Source organism: Clostridium sp. RTP31139st1_H3_RTP31139_211217 (assembly GCF_040227035.1).
In the GTDB taxonomy this organism is placed as follows: Bacteria; Bacillota; Clostridia; order Clostridiales; family Clostridiaceae; genus Clostridium; species Clostridium saudiense.
The window spans coordinates 1-21,336 of the sequence record NZ_JBCOAB010000041.1 but is presented as its reverse complement, the minus strand read 5'-3'; the positions used below and the strand labels follow the sequence as shown (position 1 = coordinate 21,336).

General features: G+C 28.3%; 23 protein-coding genes. All 23 read left to right on the top strand.

Annotation, left to right across the window (positions count from 1 at the left end):
- The first annotated feature begins 14 nt into the window (after positions 1–14).
- The 23 genes from ABUA17_RS14530 to ABUA17_RS14420 all read left to right on the top strand — a co-directional run bounded on the left by ABUA17_RS14530 (position 15) and on the right by ABUA17_RS14420 (position 21,260).
- Positions 15–869, top strand: a complete 855-nt coding sequence (locus ABUA17_RS14530; protein WP_042401940.1) for a YihY/virulence factor BrkB family protein — start codon at positions 15–17, stop codon at positions 867–869.
- An 89-nt stretch (positions 870–958) separates the two neighbouring features.
- Positions 959–1,318 (top strand): single-stranded DNA-binding protein, encoded by a 360-nt coding sequence (locus ABUA17_RS14525; protein ID WP_042401942.1) that lies wholly within the window; start codon positions 959–961, stop codon positions 1,316–1,318.
- Between the two features lie 455 nt (positions 1,319–1,773).
- Positions 1,774–2,079, top strand: a complete 306-nt coding sequence (locus tag ABUA17_RS14520; RefSeq protein ID WP_042401944.1) for a DUF6514 family protein — start codon at positions 1,774–1,776, stop codon at positions 2,077–2,079.
- Positions 2,080–2,129: 50 nt separating this feature from the next.
- Positions 2,130–2,510: a holo-ACP synthase gene (gene acpS, locus ABUA17_RS14515; protein ID WP_042401945.1), complete on the top strand. Its 381-nt coding sequence runs from the start codon at positions 2,130–2,132 to the stop codon at positions 2,508–2,510.
- A 97-nt stretch (positions 2,511–2,607) separates the two neighbouring features.
- Positions 2,608–3,219: a germination lipoprotein GerS-related protein gene (locus tag ABUA17_RS14510; RefSeq protein WP_052330754.1), complete on the top strand. Its 612-nt coding sequence runs from the start codon at positions 2,608–2,610 to the stop codon at positions 3,217–3,219.
- A 342-nt stretch (positions 3,220–3,561) separates the two neighbouring features.
- Complete coding sequence (locus tag ABUA17_RS14505; RefSeq protein ID WP_042401949.1) at positions 3,562–3,822, top strand: hypothetical protein; 261 nt, start codon at positions 3,562–3,564, stop codon at positions 3,820–3,822.
- Between the two features lie 8 nt (positions 3,823–3,830).
- Positions 3,831–4,184, top strand: coding sequence for a type II toxin-antitoxin system PemK/MazF family toxin (locus ABUA17_RS14500; protein ID WP_042401953.1), 354 nt, complete (start codon positions 3,831–3,833; stop codon positions 4,182–4,184).
- Positions 4,185–4,443: 259 nt separating this feature from the next.
- On the top strand, positions 4,444–5,268 hold the full coding sequence (locus ABUA17_RS14495) for a transketolase (RefSeq protein WP_154820957.1): 825 nt from the start codon (positions 4,444–4,446) through the stop codon (positions 5,266–5,268).
- On the top strand, positions 5,268–6,212 hold the full coding sequence (locus ABUA17_RS14490) for a transketolase family protein (RefSeq protein ID WP_195951423.1): 945 nt from the start codon (positions 5,268–5,270) through the stop codon (positions 6,210–6,212). Before ABUA17_RS14495 ends, ABUA17_RS14490 begins: the two co-directional genes overlap by 1 nt.
- Before the next feature lie 279 nt (positions 6,213–6,491).
- Positions 6,492–7,343, top strand: a complete 852-nt coding sequence (locus ABUA17_RS14485) for a YitT family protein (protein ID WP_042401961.1) — start codon at positions 6,492–6,494, stop codon at positions 7,341–7,343.
- Positions 7,344–7,362: 19 nt separating this feature from the next.
- A complete protein-coding gene (locus ABUA17_RS14480) occupies positions 7,363–8,202 on the top strand; it encodes a YitT family protein (protein ID WP_042401963.1) in 840 nt (279 codons plus the stop codon).
- A gap of 191 nt (positions 8,203–8,393) precedes the next feature.
- Positions 8,394–9,080, top strand: coding sequence for a cell division ATP-binding protein FtsE (gene ftsE / locus ABUA17_RS14475; protein ID WP_042401965.1), 687 nt, complete (start codon positions 8,394–8,396; stop codon positions 9,078–9,080).
- Entirely contained in the window at positions 9,070–9,960 is an 891-nt protein-coding gene (gene ftsX / locus ABUA17_RS14470; protein ID WP_042401967.1) for a permease-like cell division protein FtsX, read from the top strand. The genes ftsE and ftsX overlap by 11 nt, the downstream gene beginning before the upstream one ends.
- Positions 9,961–10,111: 151 nt before the next feature.
- Positions 10,112–11,377, top strand: a complete 1,266-nt coding sequence (locus tag ABUA17_RS14465; RefSeq protein ID WP_055275223.1) for a S41 family peptidase — start codon at positions 10,112–10,114, stop codon at positions 11,375–11,377.
- 15 nt (positions 11,378–11,392) lie between these two features.
- Positions 11,393–12,661, top strand: a complete 1,269-nt coding sequence (locus ABUA17_RS14460) for a PDZ domain-containing protein (RefSeq protein WP_195951424.1) — start codon at positions 11,393–11,395, stop codon at positions 12,659–12,661.
- A 108-nt stretch (positions 12,662–12,769) separates the two neighbouring features.
- On the top strand, positions 12,770–14,743 hold the full coding sequence (gene uvrB / locus ABUA17_RS14455) for an excinuclease ABC subunit UvrB (protein WP_195951425.1): 1,974 nt from the start codon (positions 12,770–12,772) through the stop codon (positions 14,741–14,743).
- Positions 14,744–15,131: 388 nt separating this feature from the next.
- Positions 15,132–16,889, top strand: a complete 1,758-nt coding sequence (locus tag ABUA17_RS14450) for a hypothetical protein (protein ID WP_195951426.1) — start codon at positions 15,132–15,134, stop codon at positions 16,887–16,889.
- Positions 16,890–17,011: 122 nt separating this feature from the next.
- Positions 17,012–17,713, top strand: a complete 702-nt coding sequence (locus ABUA17_RS14445; RefSeq protein ID WP_042397689.1) for a response regulator transcription factor — start codon at positions 17,012–17,014, stop codon at positions 17,711–17,713.
- A 261-nt stretch (positions 17,714–17,974) separates the two neighbouring features.
- A complete protein-coding gene (locus ABUA17_RS14440; protein WP_195951427.1) occupies positions 17,975–18,898 on the top strand; it encodes an ABC transporter ATP-binding protein in 924 nt (307 codons plus the stop codon).
- The gene (locus ABUA17_RS14435; RefSeq protein ID WP_042397683.1) at positions 18,891–19,772 is read left to right on the top strand and encodes an ABC transporter permease; all 882 of its coding nucleotides are present in this window, start codon (positions 18,891–18,893) and stop codon (positions 19,770–19,772) included. Before ABUA17_RS14440 ends, ABUA17_RS14435 begins: the two co-directional genes overlap by 8 nt.
- A 20-nt stretch (positions 19,773–19,792) precedes the next feature.
- Positions 19,793–20,086 (top strand): hypothetical protein, encoded by a 294-nt coding sequence (locus ABUA17_RS14430; RefSeq protein ID WP_042397680.1) that lies wholly within the window; start codon positions 19,793–19,795, stop codon positions 20,084–20,086.
- Between the two features lie 42 nt (positions 20,087–20,128).
- On the top strand, positions 20,129–20,842 hold the full coding sequence (locus tag ABUA17_RS14425; RefSeq protein WP_042397677.1) for an ABC transporter ATP-binding protein: 714 nt from the start codon (positions 20,129–20,131) through the stop codon (positions 20,840–20,842).
- A complete protein-coding gene (locus ABUA17_RS14420; RefSeq protein ID WP_349818100.1) occupies positions 20,835–21,260 on the top strand; it encodes a hypothetical protein in 426 nt (141 codons plus the stop codon). The genes ABUA17_RS14425 and ABUA17_RS14420 overlap by 8 nt, the downstream gene beginning before the upstream one ends.
- Positions 21,261–21,336: the final 76 nt, after the last annotated feature.

Sequence of the window (21,336 nt, the reverse complement as noted above, 5' to 3'; positions counted from 1 at the left end):
AATATGGTGGTGCTATGTCAAATAAGGAGGGCAGTAAAGTCAAAAATTTTTTTGGCTTTATTATTTATTTTATAGTCAAAATTAGAGATGATGATATTTTTGCGTTAGGCGCACAGCTAGCATATTATATGATATTATCGTTTTTTCCTTTTTTAATTTTTTTATTAACATTAATAGGATTTAGCAACTTGGATTCTATGGAGGTACTAGGAGGATTGAGAGCTATATTGCCGACTAGTGCATTTGAACTTATTTATAATATAATTATAGAGGTAATTGAAAAACAAAATACTGGATTATTAGGAGCTTCTTTATTATTAGTAGTATGGGCTGCATCGTCAGCGTTCAGAGCTGTTATTAAAGGTGTAAATAAAGCATATGGAATAAAGGAAACAAGATCATTTATTAGGAGAGCAATAATTGCTATAATTTGTACATTTGCTTTAGCATTTGTAATTATGTTGACATTGGTAATGCTTGTCTTTGGACGCTTAATAGGGAATTTATTAACGACATATTTACCTTTTCCTGAAATAGTATCACAAATATGGAACTTCATAAGATATGGAATGGTAATATTTATTATGATTTGTATATTTGCAGGAATATACAGATATACACCATCGAAAAGGCTAAAATGGAAGGAGGTATTTCCGGGTGCAGCTATATGCACAATTGGATGGCTTATAGTTTCCTTAGGTTTTTCATTTTATATAAATAATTTTAGTAACTACTCAAAGATTTATGGTGGGTTAGGAGCAGTAATTATATTAATTACTTGGTTGTATATAACATCCATAATATTTATAACTGGTGGAGAAATAAATTCTGTTATTGGAATAAGAAGAGGAAATTTAAAGATAAAATAGGTTATTAGATACTAAAAATTACATTTATTTGAATATAAAATCTTTAAGTGGTTATACTCAAAGGTGAAATATTCAGGAGGTGTAATAAAATGAATAAAATAGTGTTATTAGGAAAGCTTATAAGAGACCCTGAACTTAAAACTATAGAAAATGGCGAAAAGGTTTTTACTAGATTTATAATTGCTGTAGATAGAAATTTCAAATCAGCAGATGGAACTAGAAAAGCAGATTTAATTCCAGTAACTATATGGGGAAGAAAAGCTGAGGTAGTTTGTAAATATATGACTAAAGGAAGTTATATAAGTTTAAGTGGAAGGCTAAAGACAGGTAGTTATGAGGATAAACAAGGAAATAAGAAATATATAGCTGAAGTTGTTGCCGAAGATTTTAAATTTGTAGGAAACAGAAGAGAAGTAAAAGAAAACAATGAAGTTAGTGGTGAAGACTAAGACTTTGAAAATTAGAAGGATATAGAGTGGCAAGCGTCAAGTTAAGGATGAAACTCCTTAGGGAGTTTTTAAATTATATTTTAAATTTAGCATAAGTTGAATTTATTCCTTAACTTGAAACTTGCCATTTGAATCTTATTTTAGAATAAGGTTATTACTTTTTATTTGTAGATAGAATAAGATTTTGATTGTAAATTATTGGTTTGCAGTTTAAATAATATAAAGTTTTTATAAAAAACTTCTATTTTTAATATCTTTCGACAAAAATTAACTCAAAAGTATTACTTGAGGATGTATAGAATGTAAGAATAGTTACTAAAAAAAGTGTAATAAATTACATTTATGTTGAATAGTAAGGGAATTTTTATTGAGGGTAATACCACAGTTTGACATAATTTTAACGCAATGTGTGTTATTGTTTAATTATTAAATAATATGTTGAGGAGAGGTATATCATGAGAATAAAGAAGTCTTTAAGTAAAATAGTTAATTTTGATGACAAAGAAAGCAGATATATTTATAGAATCGTTGAAAACAGCATTAGAAATAGACAAGCTTTTGGAATTGAGATAGAAAGACAAGATTTTGAAGAAGGAGAAGTAATAAATTTAGAAAGAGATATAGTTGATATAGTGGCAAGTAATCAAAGAAAAGCAGAAGATATTTTAATGTTATTATTTAATAATTTAGTTTCACCAATTCACTTAGTTGATATAGTAGGTGAGTATGCTGACTTATGTGTAAATGACTTTGGGTTTTAAATTTACATAAAATAAATTAGAAGAATATATTTAAACTAAAGAGGTGTTTTATGATATTAGGAGTTGGGACAGATATAATTGAAATTGACAGAATAAAAAATGCCATTGATAATACGCCTGGATTTCTAGAAAAGGTATTTACAAAAAGGGAAGTTGAAGAGCTATCAAAAAATACACTTAGAGTAGAAAGTGTTGCTGGGAATTTCGCAGTAAAAGAAGCTGTTAGTAAGGCAGTAGGAACAGGAATTCGTGGATTTAGCTTTAGGGATATTGAAGTATTTAGAGATGAGTTAGGAAAACCAATAGTAAGGGTATCTAGTAAAATAGAAGAGGTTATAAAATCTAAAGACTATTTATTTAATGTTTCTATTTCTCATAATAAAACTATGGCAATTGCTTTTGTAGTTTTGGAAGATCGTCAATCTACATAATTAAAAAATATATTTATTTAACTTAATAATAAATTATGAATAAAATATACATTTACTTAATATTAGTAATAATGAAATAGTGATTATGGGGGGAGTTATGAAAAAGAAAATAATCATTTCATTATTATTAATAATACCTTTTATATCTATCGTTCTTGTTATTATCTTTAGGGCTAAGTTTTTACCAAACAATGAAGATATAATCAGAGAATTGAAAAATATTAAGTGTTATGAAACGAAAGTTGAGTACATAATTAAGAACACAAAAGGGGAAGAAAGAGAAGATACTATTCAATATTATTCTAGCGAGGATGGTGTAAGAATAGAATTTGAAGATGAAAAAGTAAAAGTATATAAAGAAGATGGTATTCATGTAAAAGATAGTTCAGATAGTAATGAGTATGTAATAGATGAAGGGATGGATATACTTCACTCATTAGCATTTATGAATAAAATATTATCATATCCACTTAAAAGTGATTCAATAAAAGAAGGACAAGAAGAGTGGGGGGATAAAATATATATTCAGGTTGATACAGAATTATTTTTAGAAAATGAACATTTTAATACTGCAAGAATTTTTATTAATAAGAAAACTAAAACACCAATAGGTATTATAGTATATGATAAAAATGGGAATGACTCTTTAAGAATAATATATGATGATTTTAAAGAAGTTAAAGGGTTTGATAAAGAGAAATTTGACTAAGGACAAGCACTGTGTAGCGGTGAATTGTAATATATTCACGCTACACATAACAAAAAACTTAGAAAGAAGATAACACTAAAAAGCAAAAGATGAAATATTGTAGAAAATCAAATTTATAAATTTAGCCAATTACAGTATTTAATGAAATCAAGATGTATTTATAGTGACAAATTAAGTACATAGGGATTAGTAAAAAATAATTACAACATTACTTTATAAATAAGAAAAATTGTAAAAAATTACGAAATTTGCGATATATAGTGACATTTCTATTTACAAATTGACATTATTTGAAATATAATTTTCTTATACATAGAAAATAGAACTCTTAGGAGGGAATTCATGTCAGAAAAAATAGATAATACAATAAACCGCAAATTTGAAAATGAATTTGAAAAAAGTAGTAAATTTATTAAAGATAATTTAATAGTATATAGTGAGGAGAACGAATCATGTGAGTTCTTTGAATTAATGAAAAAGGGATATAAAGAAATGTCGAAAATTAATTTAGAGATAACAGGATACAGTAATTCATCACAAAAGTCACTTAAATACCAATATGATGATATAAATGAATATGAGAAATGGCTTTGCGGAGTGTGATATTTTTAATGACTACTATGGTTGTAAAAAGAGGGGATATTTTTTATGCAGATTTAAGTCCGGTTATAGGCTCTGAGCAAGGTGGAATTAGACCAGTTATTATAATACAAAATGATATAGGGAATAAATATAGTCCTACTGTTATCGTAGCAGCTATAACTTCTCAAATTAACAAGGCTAAACTTCCAACACATGTTGAAATTTCTTCAGAAGAATACGGACTAAATAGAGATTCTGTTGTTCTTTTAGAGCAAATAAGAACCTTAGATAAAAAAAGACTAAAAGAAAAAATAGGTCATATGACTGAAACTGATATGAAAAAAGTAGATAAATCATTACTTATTAGTATAAGTCTAGCTTAAATAATTTATTAGAGATTCTGTATCAAAATTCTATTAATGAATTTTGATACAGTTTTTTTATATATTTATTTACATTAAAAATTATATGAATCAATAAACAAGATATATAATGTACACTATTGAAATGAATATTGTATACTTTTATAAAAATAGTGTATACAAATAATTAACCTTATGATAAAATAAATTTGGGTAATTTACATAATTATAGAGTATAATAAAGAATATTAATATAAATTGTTATAATGGAGGCTTATAAATGGTTAATAATGTAGAAGAATTAAAATCAGTATCTAAATTAATTAGAAAAGATATAGTTTCAATGTTAACAGAATCAGCATCAGGACATCCAGGAGGATCATTATCTGCTACAGATATAGTTACAACTCTTTTCTTTAAAGAAATGAACATAGATCCAAATAACCCAAAGAATCCTGATAGAGATAGATTTGTATTATCAAAAGGACATGCAGCACCAGTTTTATATAGTGCTTTAGCAAGAAGAGGATTTTTCCCAGTAGAAGAACTAAGTACTTTAAGAAAGTTTGGTTCAAGATTACAAGGTCATCCAAGTATGAAATGTTTACCAGGAATTGATATGTCAACTGGTTCTTTAGGGCAAGGAATTTCAGCAGCAGTTGGAATGGCTTTAGCTGGAAAGATAGATAATAAAGATTATAGAGTATACACTATTTTAGGTGATGGTGAATTAGAAGAAGGTCAAGTTTGGGAAGCTTCTATGGCAGCTGCTCACTATAAATTAGATAACTTAACTGCTTTTGTAGATTTTAATGGACTACAAATAGATGGAAATGTAGAAGATGTTATGAATCCATCACCAATAGATAAGAAATTTGAAGCTTTCGGGTGGAATGTTTTAGTTATTGATGGACATAATTATGATGAAATAATAGATGCAATAGAAAAAGCAAAAAATTGTAAGGGGATGCCTACAGTAGTTATTTGTAAAACTGTAAAAGGTAAGGGCGTGTCATTCATGGAAAATGAAGCAGCATGGCATGGTACTGCACCTAGCAAGGAACAATGTGAGAAAGCTTTAGCTGAGATTGGAGGAGACAGATAATGAGTAAGAAAATCGCTACAAGAGAAGCATATGGAAAAGCATTAGCAGAATTAGCAAAAGAAAATGAAAATGTAGTAGTATTAGATGCTGATTTATCTAAATCTACTAAGACAGCTGACTTTAAAGCAGTTTGTCCAGAAAGATTCTTTAATATGGGTATTGCTGAAGGAAATATGATGGGAGTTGCTGCAGGATTAGCTACTTGTGGAAAAGTTCCATTTGTAAGTACTTTTGCAATGTTTGCAGCAGGAAGAGCATTTGAACAAATAAGAAACTCAATTTGTTATCCTAAATTAAATGTCAAAGTTTGTGCAACACATGCTGGATTAACAGTTGGAGAAGATGGTGCATCTCACCAAACAGTTGAAGACTTATCATTAATGAGAAGTATACCAAACATGGTAGTTATATCACCTGCAGATGCAGTTGAAACTATGGCAGCAATTAAAGCTATAGCAAATTATGATGGTCCTTGTTATGTAAGATTAGGAAGAGCTGCAGTTAATGTTATAAATGATGAGAACACTTATGAATTCAAATTAGGAAAAGGTGTTGTTTTATCAGAAGGAAAAGATGTTACTATAATTGCAACAGGAATTATGGTTGATGCAGCAATTGAAGCAAAAGACATTTTAGCAAATGAGGGAATCAATGCTAAGGTTATAAATATACATACAATCAAACCTTTAGATAGCGAATTAATAATTGAAGCTGCTAAAGAAACTGGAGCAATTGTAACTGCAGAAGAGCACAGTGTAATTGGTGGATTAGGTTCTGCAGTGGCAGAAGCTGTTACTGAAAAGTATCCAGTGCCAGTTTTAAAGGTTGGAGTTAATGACGTATTTGGAGAAAGTGGTAAGCCAGATGAATTATTAAAGGCATACAATTTAACAGCTCAAGATATAGTTAATAAAGTTAAAGACGCAATTACTCTAAAAAAATAGATTTAAATATATACTTAATTCTTAATTTCAGATGGAGTTTTAACTACATTCGAAGTTTAGGATTTATTATCTAGGAGCATGATGTTGTTATTTACAGCATTTAGCTATAAGATAAACCACAAACAGCTATTTACCACTAAAACTGCGATTAAAAAATCGCAGTTTTTTTATGGTTAAATAAAGTATATAATGGAGAAGTGTGTTAAATTGCATAGGATAAAATATATATAATGAGGGAAAATAATACAAGTAATTTTATTTTGGTAAGGGGGTAATTAGATGAAAAAGAAAAATATTAAAGAATTTGCTCTGATTACAATTGGTATACTTCTAGTTGCAATTTCAGTTGTTTATTTTTTTGAGCCTAATAATATAGCAGCAGGAGGTATAACAGGATTAGCCATTGTAATAAATCATTATATTCCTTTTATATCTATCGGACCATTAGTTTTAATGATGGATGCAGTTTTATTTGTTATTGCATTAATAGTTTTAGGAGCTAAATTTGGTGCTAAAACTATATATTCTAGTGTTTTATTATCAGTATCAATGTGGCTAATGCAAACTTTTATACCAATAAATATTACTAATGATTTGATGTTAGCAACTATATTTGGTACATTAATATCTGCAGGGGGAATGGCAATAGTGTTTAATGCCAATGCTTCAACTGGCGGAACAGATATAATAGCAAAAATATTAAATAAATTTTTCCATATAGAAATAGGAAAATCATTATTAATGGTTGATTTTTTAGTAACTTTATTAGGGGCAATAACTTTTGGAATAAATATGGGGTTATATGGATTATTATCAGTAATAATTAATGGAGTTGTCATAGATAATATAATAGCTGGATTTAAGACTAAAAGTGAAATTACCATAATAAGTGATAAAAATAAGGATATAAGTAAATTCATATTGAATGATTTGGAAAGAGGATGTACTTTTATAAAAGGTGTTGGAGGATTTACTGGGAAGGATACTGCACTATTATATACTGTATTAGATAGAAGTGAATTCATAAAGCTAAAAAACAAAATTAGGGAAATTGATAAAAATGCTTTTATCACAGTTGGAGAAGTTCATGAGGTTATGGGTGAAGGATTTATGGGAATAGATGAAAATTAAATAAGGATGGGAGATATGTATGCAAAAGATTAAAGAGTATTTATTAACAACAATTGGAGTAGCATTAACGGCTATAGCACTAGAATATTTTTTCTTTCCATGTGATATAGCTGCAGGAGGAGTATCTGGTATAGGTCTAGTTGTAAATAAGGTTTCAGGATTAGATACTAGTATTGTTGTTCTTGTGCTTAATATACTATTATTTATATTAGCATTTATTGTCCTAGGGAAATCATTTGGAGCAAAAAGTATTTATGCTACTGTAATGTTATCTGTATTTATGTGGATAATTGAAAAAATATTAAAACCAGGCATTTTAACTGAAAATATGTTTTTAGCAAGTGTGTTTGGTTCAATTCTTTTAGGAATGGGAGCTGCAATAGTGTTTCATCAAGGAGCTTCTACTGGAGGAACTAGCATTATAGCAGCTATAATAAGTAAGTTTACACCAATTGGTATAGGAATATCAGTTTTACTTACAGATTCGTTTGTTTGTTTATTAGCAATTAGTGTGTTTGGGGTTGATAAAGGATTATTTGGATTCTTTAGTGTTATTTTAATAGGTCTAATAATTGATAAATTTATAGATGGATTTAATACTTGTAAGCAAGTATTTATAATAACATCAAAGGAAAAAGAAATAGTTAATCACATAATTAAAAATATTGATAGAGGATGTACTGTACTTAATGGAAATGGTGGATATACTGGAAGCGATGTAAAGATAATATATACAGTTTTAAATTCAAATCAGTTTATTGCATTAAAAAAACATGTAAAAGAAATAGATCCAGCTGCTTTCTTAACAGTAAATGATTCTACAGAAGTTTTAGGAGAAGGTTTTAAAGCTTACGAATAATATAAAATTTAAGTCTATTTATTGAAGATATACCTTAAAAAACAACTTTAATAATATAATACTAAGTTGGGTTTAAACATAGTAATATAAGGTAAATGCACCTTAAATGTTGGTATTATAGGCGTTTGTATGTTATAATGGCTTTATAGTTTGTCAAGAGATAGAAGTTAATGATATAAAGAGGTGTATTTATGATTGAATTTAAGGACGTGTCAAAGGTATATGACAACAATGTAAAAGCTTTATCGAATGTAAATATAAAAATTAATTCAGGAGATTTCGTTTTTTTAGTTGGACCTTCTGGCGCAGGTAAATCTACATTCATAAAAATGTTATTAAAAGAAGTAGATCCAACAATGGGAGAAATTATAGTTGCAGATAAAGAACTATCTAAAGTAACTAGAAAACAAGTTCCATATTACAGAAGAAAGATAGGGATGGTATTCCAAGATTTTAGACTTATACCAACTTTAAATGTATATGAAAATGTTGCTTTTGCAATGAGAGTTGTTGAAGCATCACAAAGAGAAATTAGAAGAAGAGTGCCTATGGTATTATCTTTAGTTGGCTTATCTCATAAGTATAAGATGTTTCCTAATGAATTATCTGGAGGAGAACAACAAAGAGTATCATTAGCAAGAGCTATAGTTAATAATCCATCAGTATTAATAGCTGATGAACCTACAGGTAACCTTGACCCTGAAACAGCAAAAGAAATCATGGATTTATTAGAAGATATAAATAGAGCAGGAACAACAATATTAATGGCTACTCACGCAAAAGACATAGTTGATAATATGCAAAAGAGAGTTATAGCTATTGATAAGGGAACTATAGTAAGAGATGATAGGAAGGGGATGTACGAAAATGAAAATTAGTACGTTAAACTATTTTATAGTTGATGCATTTAAAAGCATAAAAAGAAATAGGACAATCAGTATTGCTGCAATGATTACAGTGTTAATAACATTTTTCGTTTTTGGTACGTTTACTTTATTAGCATTAAACTTTAATAAAAGTATAGAAGATGTAGCATCTAAAATTCAAATCCAAGTATATCTTAAGGATGACATAAAATTAGTTGATCAAAAAGAAATAGAATTAAAATTAATGGAACAAGAACAAGTTAGTGAAGTTACATATGAATCAAAAGATGAAGCATTTTTAAATTTAAAAGAGAATTTAGGAAGTAATGAAGGATTATTAGAAGGTTATGATTTAAATAATAACCCATTACCAAGCTCATTTATAGTTAATTTAAAAGACCCAGCTGCTGCAGAAGATGTAATAAAGAGTGTTGAAAATATGACTGGTGTTGAAGGAATAGGAAATCAACAAGATGTTATTGATACAATAAGCAAATTTGTTGATGTAGTTCAAATTGTAGGTATTGGTCTATTTGTAGTATTCGTAGGTGTATCTGTATTCTTAATCATGAATACAATAAAGCTTACTGTATACTCAAGAAGAAGAGAAGTTGGAATTATGAAGTTTGTTGGAGCAACAGACTGGTTTATTAGATGGCCATTTGTTATTGAAGGTATAGTAATTGGTGCAATTGGTTCATTATTATCAAGTATATTATTATACTTTGCATATAATGGCATATTTAGATGGATAGTATCATCTATGTTTATAGTAAATTTAGTACAACCACAATTTGTTTTAACTACATTATTAGCTTGCTTCGTTGGTGGAGGAGTAGTAGTTGGAGCTATAGGAAGTATATTTGCATTAAGAAAATTCTTAATTGTATAGTATATAGAATTTATTTATTAGGCAAAAATATATATATAGAAATTATTTGGAAACTACAACTCATTAATTTATTATGGGTTGTAGTTTTAAGCAAATAAAGGGTAAAAATAAGTAAATATAATATATTAAATATAGAAAGGAACGAATATTTATGGAGAATTTAAATGGAGAGGAAATTAAACCAAAGAAAAAGAAATATAAAATTATAAAAGGTTTAATAGTCGTAGCATTTCTTGTAGGATCGTATTTAGGGGTATTTTACTTAGGTAATATGTTGGCAACTAAAGGTATTGTAATTGGATCAGTTCCAGAAAAGGCAGTTGCTGATTTAGAGGCAATTGAGGATTCAGGAAAGTATTCAAATTTATTTACTTTAAGAAGCATGCTGTTTTCAATGTATGATGGAGAGTTAGATGATGAAAAGCTACTTGAAGGTGCAATGAAGGGAATGGCAGAAGCAGTTGGAGATCCATATACAGTTTATATGGATAATGAAGAGTTTAATGCATTTATGGAATCTAGCCAAGGTAGTTTTTATGGAATAGGAGCTCAGTTAGGTGTTAGAGATAACAAGGTTACAATAATAGCGCCAGTTGAAGGTTCACCTGCAGAAGAAGCTGGACTAAAAGCTGGAGATATAATATTAAAAGTTGATGATTATGAAGTTACAGATTTAAATACAGAAGCTGTTGTATCAAGAGTTAGAGGTGAAGAAGGGGCTCCAGTTACTTTAACTATTAGTAGAGAAGGGGTTGAAGAGCCTTTTGAAGTAACAATTGTAAGAGCTGAAATTAAAACTGAATCAGTAAAAGGTGAAATCCTTGAAGATGGAATAGGATATATTCAAATAAGCACTTTTAGTGATGAAGAAGTAAGTGATAAGTTTAGTGAAAAATTAAATGAATTAAAAGACCAAGGAATGAAAAAACTAATATTAGATTTAAGAGGAAACCCAGGTGGATACTTAAATGAATGTGTTGAAATTGCTTCTAATTTTATTCCAGAAGGAGAAGTAGTAACTTATACAATTGATAAATATAATAAAAAAGTAATCTCAAATTCAATAGGTGGAGATGCTATAGGAATACCATTAGTTGTCCTTGTTGATGGAGGTAGTGCAAGTGCATCAGAGGTTGTTACAGGAGCATTAAGAGATCATGAAGCTGCTACAACAATAGGAACAACTACATTTGGTAAAGGAATAGTTCAACAACTTAAAGTTTTACCAAATGAAATGGGAGGACTTAAGGTTACAACTTCAAAGTATTATACTCCAAATGGGGAAAATATACATGGTACTGGTATTGAACCAGACATTACTGTGGAAATTCCACAAGATATATTAGACCAAGATTATGATAGAAGCATTGATCCACAATTTCAAAAAGCCTTAGAGGTAATAAAAGAAAAGAATTAATTTAGGAGGCTCAAGATGGATTTAATAATTCATAGTTTACAGTCTATAGCAATAGCAATTATTGAGCCAATGCATTTACTTATGATTTTAATATTTGGGATAATATTTTATTTCAAAAATGTTAGAATTGTGTCTATACAAAAGATGACATTAGGAGAGGGGATTAATACCCCTCTTGAACTAACATTATCCCAGATTGTATTAGGAATATTGGCAGGTGCAATTGGAACTGTTATATTATCCGTACTTGGAGTTACATTTAGTGAAAATTCAGGTATAGAATTTATATTTATGATATCAATATTATCTTTATTTTATAAAAAGAAATATATATCATATGCATATTCAGGAGCAATTTTAGGAATAATAGGAATTTGCTTAAAGATAATTAGCAATATTTCAGGAATGAAGTTGTTTATGAATATCAACATATTATCATTAACTACTTTCATTGGAGTAATGTATGTACTTGAGGGAATTTTAATAATAATTGATGGGAATAGAGGAGCCATTCCTGTATTTACAAAGAAAGATGATAAAATAGTTGGTGGATTTTCATTTAGCAGATATTGGCCAGTTCCAATAGCTATATTGATGATTTTTTCAAATAGTGCATCAACAACTGATTCAGTTTATTTAAATGTATCATCATGGTGGCCTATAGTTAATAGAAGTGAAACATTAGCGATATTAGCAACTACAATGATAGCAGCTATTCCGTTGTATGGAATGATGGGTTATGGAAATGTTACCTTTACTCAGGAGAAAAAGGTAAAAGCATTAAGATGTGGTGGAGCAATTTTAGTTTACGGTGTTTCTATTATGTTAATAGCGCAACTTGCAGGAATTAATATATTAGGAGAGATATTTGCCATTATTTATCTGCCTTTGGCTTATGAATTAATTATGAGGTATGAAACTAATGTAGAGAAAAAGGGTGAATGTCTATACGTAAGCGATGATGAAGGAATAATGGTTCTTGAAGTTACCCCAAATTCACCGGCATATGAAGTTGGCATTAAGCGTGGGGATAAAATTATTGAAATTAATGGACAAAATATACAATCAGAAGTAGATATATTTAAAGCTGCTAAAGATACAATATTTAATATACCAATTAAAATAAAAAATAATTCAGGACAAGTGTTAGAATATATTTTACAACCTAGAAACAAAAGATTAGGTCTCCTTTTAGTACCAAAAATGGTTAAAAAGGAAGATATATTTGAAATAAAACCTGATGATTTAAAGAATATAATTGATGAACTTAAAAACAAAAAGTAGAGGCAAGTTTATACTAACCTCTACTTTTTGTTATAAAAGTTTTGAAAATGGTGAAGATAAAAAGTAAAATGTATTTATGTGAATAAGAAAAATTTGGAGTTGATATACATGGGAAAATTTAAGATACATTCTAAGTTTAAACCAACTGGAGATCAGCCTGCAGCTATAGATAGTTTAGTGGCAGGTATAGAGAAAAATGAAAAATATCAAACATTACTAGGGGTAACTGGTTCTGGTAAGACATATACAATGGCAAATATAATAGAAAGGGTACAAAAACCCACTATAGTTTTAGCTCATAATAAAACATTAGCAGCACAATTATGTTCAGAGTTTAGGGAGTTCTTTCCAGACAATATAGTAGAATATTTTGTATCATACTATGATTATTATCAGCCTGAAGCATATGTTCCACAAACTGATACTTTTATTGAAAAAGATGCTTCTATAAATGATGAAATAGATAAGCTAAGGCATTCGGCTACATCAGCATTATTTGAAAGAAGAGATGTAATAATAGTAGCATCAGTATCTTGTATATATGGATTAGGTAATCCAGATGAATATAAGAAGTTAACTATTTCTTTAAGAGTTGGAATGGAAAAGGAAAGGGATGAAATAATTAAGAAGCTTATAGAAATTCAATATGAGAGAAATGATATTGATTTTTCTAGAGGTACATTTAGAGTTAGAGGAGATTCATTAGATATTGTTCCAGCTTCATCTTCAACTAAGGGAATTAGAATAGAGTTCTTTGGTGATGAAATTGATAGAATAAGAGAATTTGATATATTAACAGGAAAGATATTAGGAGAAAGAGAGCATGTTGCTATTTTCCCAGCTTCCCACTTTGCGGCATCTCAAGAAACTTTAAATAAGGCAATAAAACAAATTGAAGATGAATTAGAAGATAGATTAAGAGAGCTAACATCTCAAGATAAATTATTAGAGGCTCAAAGATTGAGACAAAGAACTAATTATGATATAGAAATGATTAAGGAAATGGGATATTGTAGTGGGATAGAAAACTACTCAAGAGTTTTAGATGGAAGAGCAACAGGTACTCCACCGAAGACTTTGTTAGATTACTTCCCAGATGACTATTTAATGTTTATAGATGAAAGTCATGTTACTTTGCCACAATGTAGAGCAATGTATGCAGGGGATAGATCTAGGAAGGATACATTAGTTGAATATGGATTTAGACTTCCATGTGCTTATGATAATAGACCACTTAAATTCAATGAATTTGAAAGTAAAATTAATCAGCTTATATTTGTTTCTGCAACACCAGCTCAATATGAATTAGATCATTCTACTAATATTGCAGAGCAAATAATCAGACCTACAGGACTGTTAGATCCTATAGTTGAAATTAGACCTGTAACAGGACAAATAGATGACCTTTATGCAGAAATAATTAAAACAACAGAAAGAGGATTTAGAACTTTAGTAACAACATTAACTAAGAGAATGGCTGAAGATTTAACTAAGTATTTAACTGAATTAGGTATTAAAACTACTTATATGCATTCTGATATAAAGACTATTGAAAGAATGGAGATAATAAGAAATTTAAGATTAGGTGAATTCGATGTTCTTGTTGGAATAAACTTATTAAGGGAAGGGCTGGATATTCCAGAAGTTGCTCTTGTTGCAATTTTAGATGCAGATAAGGAAGGATTTTTACGTTCTGAAACATCTATGGTTCAAACTATAGGTAGAGCAGCTAGAAATTCTGAAAGTAAAGTAATTATGTATGCAGATAAAATGACTGGGTCTATGGATAGAGCTATTAAAGAAACAAATAGAAGAAGAGAAATCCAAATGAAGTACAATGAGGAGCATGGTATTGTACCAAAGACAATTATTAAGGATATAAGAGATGTAATTGAAGCAACTAAAGTTGCAGAGGAATCTTCAGAATATAAGATTAGTAAAGAATCTTCTACTTTAACTGAGAAGGAAAAGAAGAAGTTAATTAAGCAATATACTGAAGAAATGAAAGATGCAGCTAAAAATCTTCAATTTGAAAGAGCAGCTGAGCTTAGAGATATGATTAATGATTTAAAGGAAAAATAATTTCCTAGGAAATTGCATTAAGTATTTTTATGAAAGTCATTTAAAAATCTCATAATTAAAATAATTGTATATATGATATACTGTGTTTGAACTGTTTTGAAAACTTAATGAATAGATATAGTTTCAATATATCCATTCATCATAAATTTCATAGCAAATATATATTAACTGATTCCTATTTAGTGTAGGAATCAGTTTTTTTATACCCCTATTAACCTTAAGGAATAAAGTGAAAAAATAATACGAAGAGTTAATCATAAGTATGTAGTTTTATTTTATTATATAGGATTATTTATTTGATAAAAAAACGGAATATAATACTAGTTGACTGGTAAAATTTTACATAAGATTATTTTGACTGATGGTTATTATAAGGGGGGATTATGTTATGGGGAAAAAAAATAAGGTAGCGTTAATGTTAGTAATAACGTTATTGTTTAATATTTTTTATACTTCAAATGTATTTGCAACTAATTTGAATACAAATATATTAAGTGTATTAAAAATTAATTCAATGATAACTGACATTAATTCAGTAGTTAACCTTAGTGCAAATGATGAGGTAGAATTAGATATAAAATATACCAATAGCAATAAAAATATACAAGCTGGAGATGAAGTTAATATTGATTTGCCATTAAATTTTAAAAATGTAAAAATAAATTATAAACCAGAGTATTTTACTTCAAATCCTGTGATTGATAGTCAGAATGTATATACTCTAACTCTGAATGATAAAGCAGTTGATTCGTCTGAAATTAATATTTCTATTATTGGCACAATTTTAGAAGTTGAAGAATTAGTGAATGATAGTATTGTCGTTAATATTGGACAAGAAAAAGTTAATATAGCAGTTAATATAGAATCTAGTACAGATAAGGTTTCTGGAAATATAGATGAAATACAAAATACTAATGAAGTTAAAGAAGATAGTGAAAAAATAGATGATATACAAAATTCAACTGAAGTTACTGATGAAGTATTAGGAATATCTGAAATCGATGAATGTGAAGAAATTACAAAAAGTTCAATTGAATTTGAAGCGATAAATGTTTTGGATGCAACTAAGAAATTGACAGAAGAATATAAGAGCAAAAATACTTTTAGATATGTAAAGGATTGTATTGAATATACTACACCAGCATTTGATTTTCATATTTTTTCAACAGAAGCTATTTTATCAGCTCATACTAATGGAAATATAGCAACTAAAGATTTAGATGCAGGGGGACAAGGATTTGGGGCTAGCCAGTCTTCATCATTAAAATTGAATGAGGAGAATTACATTCAAAATAGTGCGGATAATATTACACAAATAAAGAGTGATGGAAATGTTGTTATTGGAAACAAGATTCCAACACAGATAACCGATAATGGAAATAAGGTTAGTATAGGAATTGGAGGTACTGGACTTCAAAATATAGAAGTATATAAGGAAGAACAAGGTTCAAAGCCGTATATAAATATTGATGCTGAATTAGATAATTTGAAAAAAATTTCAAAAGCATTATCAGATAATCCAACATCAAGTGGAGTAAAATTAGGGAGCTTAAATGGTGAAAATCAAGAGATAACCACTGATGGAAATAGTAGTTTTTATTATTTGAATATTAAAGCTAATGAAATTAGTGATGGAAATAATAAGAGAAATCTAAAGATAAATATAGCTGAAGGGCAAACATTAATTATTAATGTAGATATGACTGGTGTAGATAAAGATTATTTAGCAAATTTAGTAACTAAAATTAATGACCATGGAAACACAGAGCAAGTTATAGGGAAAGAAAATAATGTTTTGTGGAATTTATATGATAGCTTAAGAGAAGATAAATTATTTACTACTAGTGATTATGCGAAGGTTGGTACTGGGGATTATTTCATGGGAACAATATTAGCTCCTAATGCAAATATTGAATATGGTGCATTAAATGGAAATTTAATTGCTAATAAAGTTAAAAATGATGGCCAGGAGTCTCATAAGTGGGACTTTACAGGGAAATTAGAAGATAGCAAATCAACATCAGTAATATTAGAAGGAACAAAGAAATTAACAGGAAAAGATTTAACAGAAGGAATGTTTGAATTCCAAGTTTTAGATAAAGATAATAATGTAGTATCAAAAGGAAAAAGGTTGAAAATTAATTAAATGTAATAATAAACTAAAGCCTGTAGAAAATAATTTCTACAGGATTTAGTAATACTAATTTATAGAGATATAATTTTTTGATATAATTTATATAATTATTTGTTATAGAGGATGGAGAATTTATGAATGCAAGTAACAAAATATTAGTAGTTGAAGATGACTGGGATATAAATGCGCTGTTATGTAAGATACTAAGTCAAAATGGATATGATGTAAGAGGGGCATATTCGGGATCAGAAGCAAAGATGTGCATTGAGAAAAGTCAATATGATCTTATAATCTTAGATTTAATGTTACCAGGGATATGCGGAGAAGAGTTAATAAAGGAAATTAGAAAGAATTATTTAATGCCAATAATAGTCGAGTCAGCTAAGACAACTCCAGAAGATAAGATTGGAGTATTAAAAATGGGGGCGGATGATTTTATTAGTAAGCCATTTGATATAAATGAAGTTTTGGCTAGAGTAGAGGCACAATTAAGAAGGTATAAAGCATTTTCTAGTTCTAAAACAAATAGCAATAATAAATTAACTCATAAAAATTTAACTTTAGATATAGATAGTAGACAAGTACAGGTAAATGGAATAAACATAAATTTAACAGTTAGAGAATTTGATATATTAGAGCTATTAATTAGTAATCCTAACAAAGTGTTTACAAGGGCAAATTTATTTGAGGCAGTTTGGAAAGATGAATTCATTGGAGATGATAATACTGTTAATGTACATATTAGTAATTTAAGAGCCAAGATATCTAAGATAGATAAGGAAAATGAATATATACAAACAGTATGGGGAATTGGATTTAAATTAAAGTCTGAATAGTTAATATTTGTAGGAAAGAAAATTACAATAGGAAATAATATATTTAAAAAATGTAATTATACAATTTAAATAGTGGTTGGTAGAAAATTTAATGAGTTCTACCAACCATTTTTTAATCTTATTTTTTATCTTTGAAACTTAATACTTTCTTAATATTTTCTTTAAGGTATCTTACAACTATGGATATACAATGTAAGTAAATTAAGAATTTAAATAAAAAAAGAAGTGATAGATAAATTAATACTTAGGGGGTAAATAAAAATGAAAAAAGTTGTATTGAAGACATATAACATTACTAAAAAATATGGTGAACAACTGGCTGTAGATAATGTTAATATGACTATTAAAAAAGGTGATATATATGGATTTATAGGTCAAAATGGTGCTGGTAAAACAACATTAATTAGACTTATTACAGGATTAATTCATAAAAGTGGTGGAGAAATAGAGCTTTTAGGGGCAAATGAGGAAAATGAGTTAAATAAGGCAAGAACAATGGTTGGAAGTTTAATTGAAACCCCTTCATTTTATACTAATATGACGGCAAGAGAAAACCTAGAAGTATCTAGATTGGTAAGGAATATACCAGGAAAGAAATGTATAGATGAAGTATTAGAATTAGTTGGATTAAAAGATGTTGAAAAGAAAAAAGTTAAGAACTTTTCTTTAGGAATGAGACAAAGATTAGGAATTGCAAATGCACTAATGGGAAATCCTAAATTGCTTATATTAGATGAACCTATAAATGGACTTGATCCAATGGGAATTGTTGAAATAAGAGAATTATTAAAGAAGATAAATAAAGAAAAAGATATGACAATATTGATATCAAGCCATATATTAAGTGAGCTATCAGAACTTGCAACAACTTATGGAATAATCTCAAATGGAAAATTAATTGAAGAAATTACAGCTAAGCAACTATCCGAAAAATGTAGACAATATATAGATTTAAGGGTTGATGATACAGCTAGAGCGGTAATTTTGTTAGAGAGAGAATTAGGAATAAATGATTATGAGGTATTAGAAGATAGTAACATAAAGGTATTTTCTAATTTGGATAATGTTGGTGAAATAAATTCGTTATTATCAAGATCCGGAATTATTGTTGAAAGTATAAGTGTTAAAGGTGAAAATTTGGAGGAATACTTTATGAATAAAGTTGGAGGTGTTTTAAATGCTTAAAGCAATACAAGCAGAATTATATAAGCTATTTAAAAATAGAACATTTAAAGTACTAATATGTGTTGCAGTTTTATTATCTACATTGACAGTAGTTATGTGTTCATCGGTTTTTGAGAAAATACTTAATGATAGTTTAGGAAATATGCCACAAGATCAAAAAGAGGTTCTTATGGAACAATTAACAAGTATGTCTGAAAGTGAAGCAATAGTAACACCAGGCCAACTAGGAATTCAGTTACAAGCTAAAGATATGATGAATCCAACTTCAATAGAAGTATACCATGCTTCATTTGGGTCAGGAGTTATAGAAATAATAATAGGTATATTAGTAGGAGCATTAATAGCAAAAGAATACTCACAAGGTACAATTAAAAATTTCTTAGCTTACGGTAAGAGGAGAGAAGAATTTTATCTAGCAAAATTTGTATCTATGGTTATAGCAGTTACAATAATTTTAGCTGTTATGACAATCCTACCAACCATAGTAGTAACGCTCATGAATGGCTGGGGGAAAGCTTTTGAAATTTCACAACTATTAGGAATGATAAAAACATTTGTTGCATCAGTTATTGCAGGTTCAGCAGTAGCAGCATTAGCTATGATTATAGCAACATTAGTAAAAAGTAATGGAGCTACAATAGGAATAACAGTAGCAATATTTATAGGGATTCCTACGTTAGCTGGATTTTTATACGGAATATATCCTTGGTTCGATAGAGTTTATGAGGTATTACCATTTTATAATTCAGCATTAGCAACTTCAATTAAAGCAGGAAATGGAGATTTGTTAAGATCAGTAATAATTTCATTAGTAACAATAGCAATTTCGTTATTTGTGGGAATAAAAATATTTAAGTCGCAAGATATCAAATAAGAAAGGTTAGTAGATTAAAAATGATTAATAGTAAATTAGAAAAGATCATTAAATTAGGCTTTGGGATAGTTATTTTTATTTTAGGAATTATATCATTTATTATATTACCTAATAAAGTAGGAATGCAGATTTCAGTTAGTGGTAAATTACAAAATTATATGCCAAAGATAATTGCTGTTATTATACCAATTGGGCTATATGGACTTGGTTTTTTACCCAATGGAAATGGTAAATCAGCAGAAATAAAAAGGAATATAATTTTATCATTATTAGCTATAGTTATTCAAATTTTTACATTAGTTTCAAATTTATAAGGATATTATAAAAAGGGGAATAAGTATAAGGGGAGAAATAGTATGTTAGAAATAAAGAACTTTTCAAAAGAATATTCAAAGGGCAAAAAAGCAGTTGATAATATATCTTTAACTGTAAATAGTGGGGAGATATTTGGATTTATAGGTCACAATGGTGCAGGAAAAACAACAACGATTAAATCTATAGTTGGAATATTAGAATTTAGTGAAGGGGATATATTAATAGATAGTAAATCTATTAAGAAAAATCCTATAGAATGTAAAAAAGTAATGGCATATATTCCAGATAATCCAGATCTTTATGAAGCTTTAACTGGAATACAATATTTAAGCTTTATTGCAGATATTTATAAAATAAGTAAAGAACAAAGAGAGAAATTAATTAAATATTATGGAGATAAGCTTGAGTTAACTAAATATTTAGGGGATTTAATTTCTTCATATTCCCATGGTATGAAACAAAAGTTAGCAGTAATATCAGCATTAATTCATAAACCAAAGTTATTAATATTAGATGAGCCATTTGTTGGATTAGATCCTAAGGCTTCTCATACACTTAAAGAAATAATGAGAGAACTTTGTAATGAGGGTAGTGCAATATTCTTTTCAACTCATGTATTAGAGGTAGCAGAAAAATTATGTGATAAGATTGCAATTATTAAAGATGGGAAAATAGTTGCAGTTGGTAGCACTGAACAAGTTAAAGGTAATAATTCTTTAGAAGAAGTATTTATGGAGTTGATTGATAATGAGTAATTTATTTATTTTATTAAAAAATTCATTTATAAATAGCACAGGAATTAATTCTTTATCTAAAGGGGTTAGCACTTCTAATGAAAAGAAGAAGTTATTAATTACTACAGCTACATTGTTATTAATAGCAGCAGTAATATGTTTTATGTCAACCACATATTCAATAGCGTTAGCTACAGTATTAAAACCAATGGGATATTTAGATTTAATATTAATAGTTGCTGTATTATTTTCATGTATTTTAAGCTTTATAAAATCAATATATAAAGCGCAAGGAACATTATTTAGTTCAAAAGATTACGATTTATTAATGGCTTTACCTATAAGAAATAGTACAATATTAACTAGTAAAATATTAAGTTTAATGTCTGTAAACTATATAGGAACAGCACTTGTAATAGTACCGGCTTCAATAGTATAGAGACTGTAGATAATTTTGTGTAATATAGTTTCTTATAAATCAAATATTACTGGAAATTTTGATTTCCAGTAATATT

Excerpts from the sequence above, each read along its gene's own strand:
- ABUA17_RS14530 (WP_042401940.1), top strand. The coding sequence starts at position 15 with ATGTCAAATAAGGAGGGCAGTAAAGTCAAAAATTTTTTTGGCTTTATT.
- ABUA17_RS14525 (WP_042401942.1), top strand. The coding sequence starts at position 959 with ATGAATAAAATAGTGTTATTAGGAAAGCTTATAAGAGACCCTGAACTT.
- ABUA17_RS14520 (WP_042401944.1), top strand. The coding sequence starts at position 1,774 with ATGAGAATAAAGAAGTCTTTAAGTAAAATAGTTAATTTTGATGACAAA.
- acpS (WP_042401945.1), top strand. The coding sequence starts at position 2,130 with ATGATATTAGGAGTTGGGACAGATATAATTGAAATTGACAGAATAAAA.
- ABUA17_RS14510 (WP_052330754.1), top strand. The coding sequence starts at position 2,608 with ATGAAAAAGAAAATAATCATTTCATTATTATTAATAATACCTTTTATA.
- ABUA17_RS14505 (WP_042401949.1), top strand. The coding sequence starts at position 3,562 with ATGTCAGAAAAAATAGATAATACAATAAACCGCAAATTTGAAAATGAA.
- ABUA17_RS14500 (WP_042401953.1), top strand. The coding sequence starts at position 3,831 with ATGACTACTATGGTTGTAAAAAGAGGGGATATTTTTTATGCAGATTTA.
- ABUA17_RS14495 (WP_154820957.1), top strand. The coding sequence starts at position 4,444 with ATGGTTAATAATGTAGAAGAATTAAAATCAGTATCTAAATTAATTAGA.
- ABUA17_RS14490 (WP_195951423.1), top strand. The coding sequence starts at position 5,268 with ATGAGTAAGAAAATCGCTACAAGAGAAGCATATGGAAAAGCATTAGCA.
- ABUA17_RS14485 (WP_042401961.1), top strand. The coding sequence starts at position 6,492 with ATGAAAAAGAAAAATATTAAAGAATTTGCTCTGATTACAATTGGTATA.
- ABUA17_RS14480 (WP_042401963.1), top strand. The coding sequence starts at position 7,363 with ATGCAAAAGATTAAAGAGTATTTATTAACAACAATTGGAGTAGCATTA.
- ftsE (WP_042401965.1), top strand. The coding sequence starts at position 8,394 with ATGATTGAATTTAAGGACGTGTCAAAGGTATATGACAACAATGTAAAA.
- ftsX (WP_042401967.1), top strand. The coding sequence starts at position 9,070 with ATGAAAATTAGTACGTTAAACTATTTTATAGTTGATGCATTTAAAAGC.
- ABUA17_RS14465 (WP_055275223.1), top strand. The coding sequence starts at position 10,112 with ATGGAGAATTTAAATGGAGAGGAAATTAAACCAAAGAAAAAGAAATAT.
- ABUA17_RS14460 (WP_195951424.1), top strand. The coding sequence starts at position 11,393 with ATGGATTTAATAATTCATAGTTTACAGTCTATAGCAATAGCAATTATT.
- uvrB (WP_195951425.1), top strand. The coding sequence starts at position 12,770 with ATGGGAAAATTTAAGATACATTCTAAGTTTAAACCAACTGGAGATCAG.
- ABUA17_RS14450 (WP_195951426.1), top strand. The coding sequence starts at position 15,132 with ATGGGGAAAAAAAATAAGGTAGCGTTAATGTTAGTAATAACGTTATTG.
- ABUA17_RS14445 (WP_042397689.1), top strand. The coding sequence starts at position 17,012 with ATGAATGCAAGTAACAAAATATTAGTAGTTGAAGATGACTGGGATATA.
- ABUA17_RS14440 (WP_195951427.1), top strand. The coding sequence starts at position 17,975 with ATGAAAAAAGTTGTATTGAAGACATATAACATTACTAAAAAATATGGT.
- ABUA17_RS14435 (WP_042397683.1), top strand. The coding sequence starts at position 18,891 with ATGCTTAAAGCAATACAAGCAGAATTATATAAGCTATTTAAAAATAGA.
- ABUA17_RS14430 (WP_042397680.1), top strand. The coding sequence starts at position 19,793 with ATGATTAATAGTAAATTAGAAAAGATCATTAAATTAGGCTTTGGGATA.
- ABUA17_RS14425 (WP_042397677.1), top strand. The coding sequence starts at position 20,129 with ATGTTAGAAATAAAGAACTTTTCAAAAGAATATTCAAAGGGCAAAAAA.
- ABUA17_RS14420 (WP_349818100.1), top strand. The coding sequence starts at position 20,835 with ATGAGTAATTTATTTATTTTATTAAAAAATTCATTTATAAATAGCACA.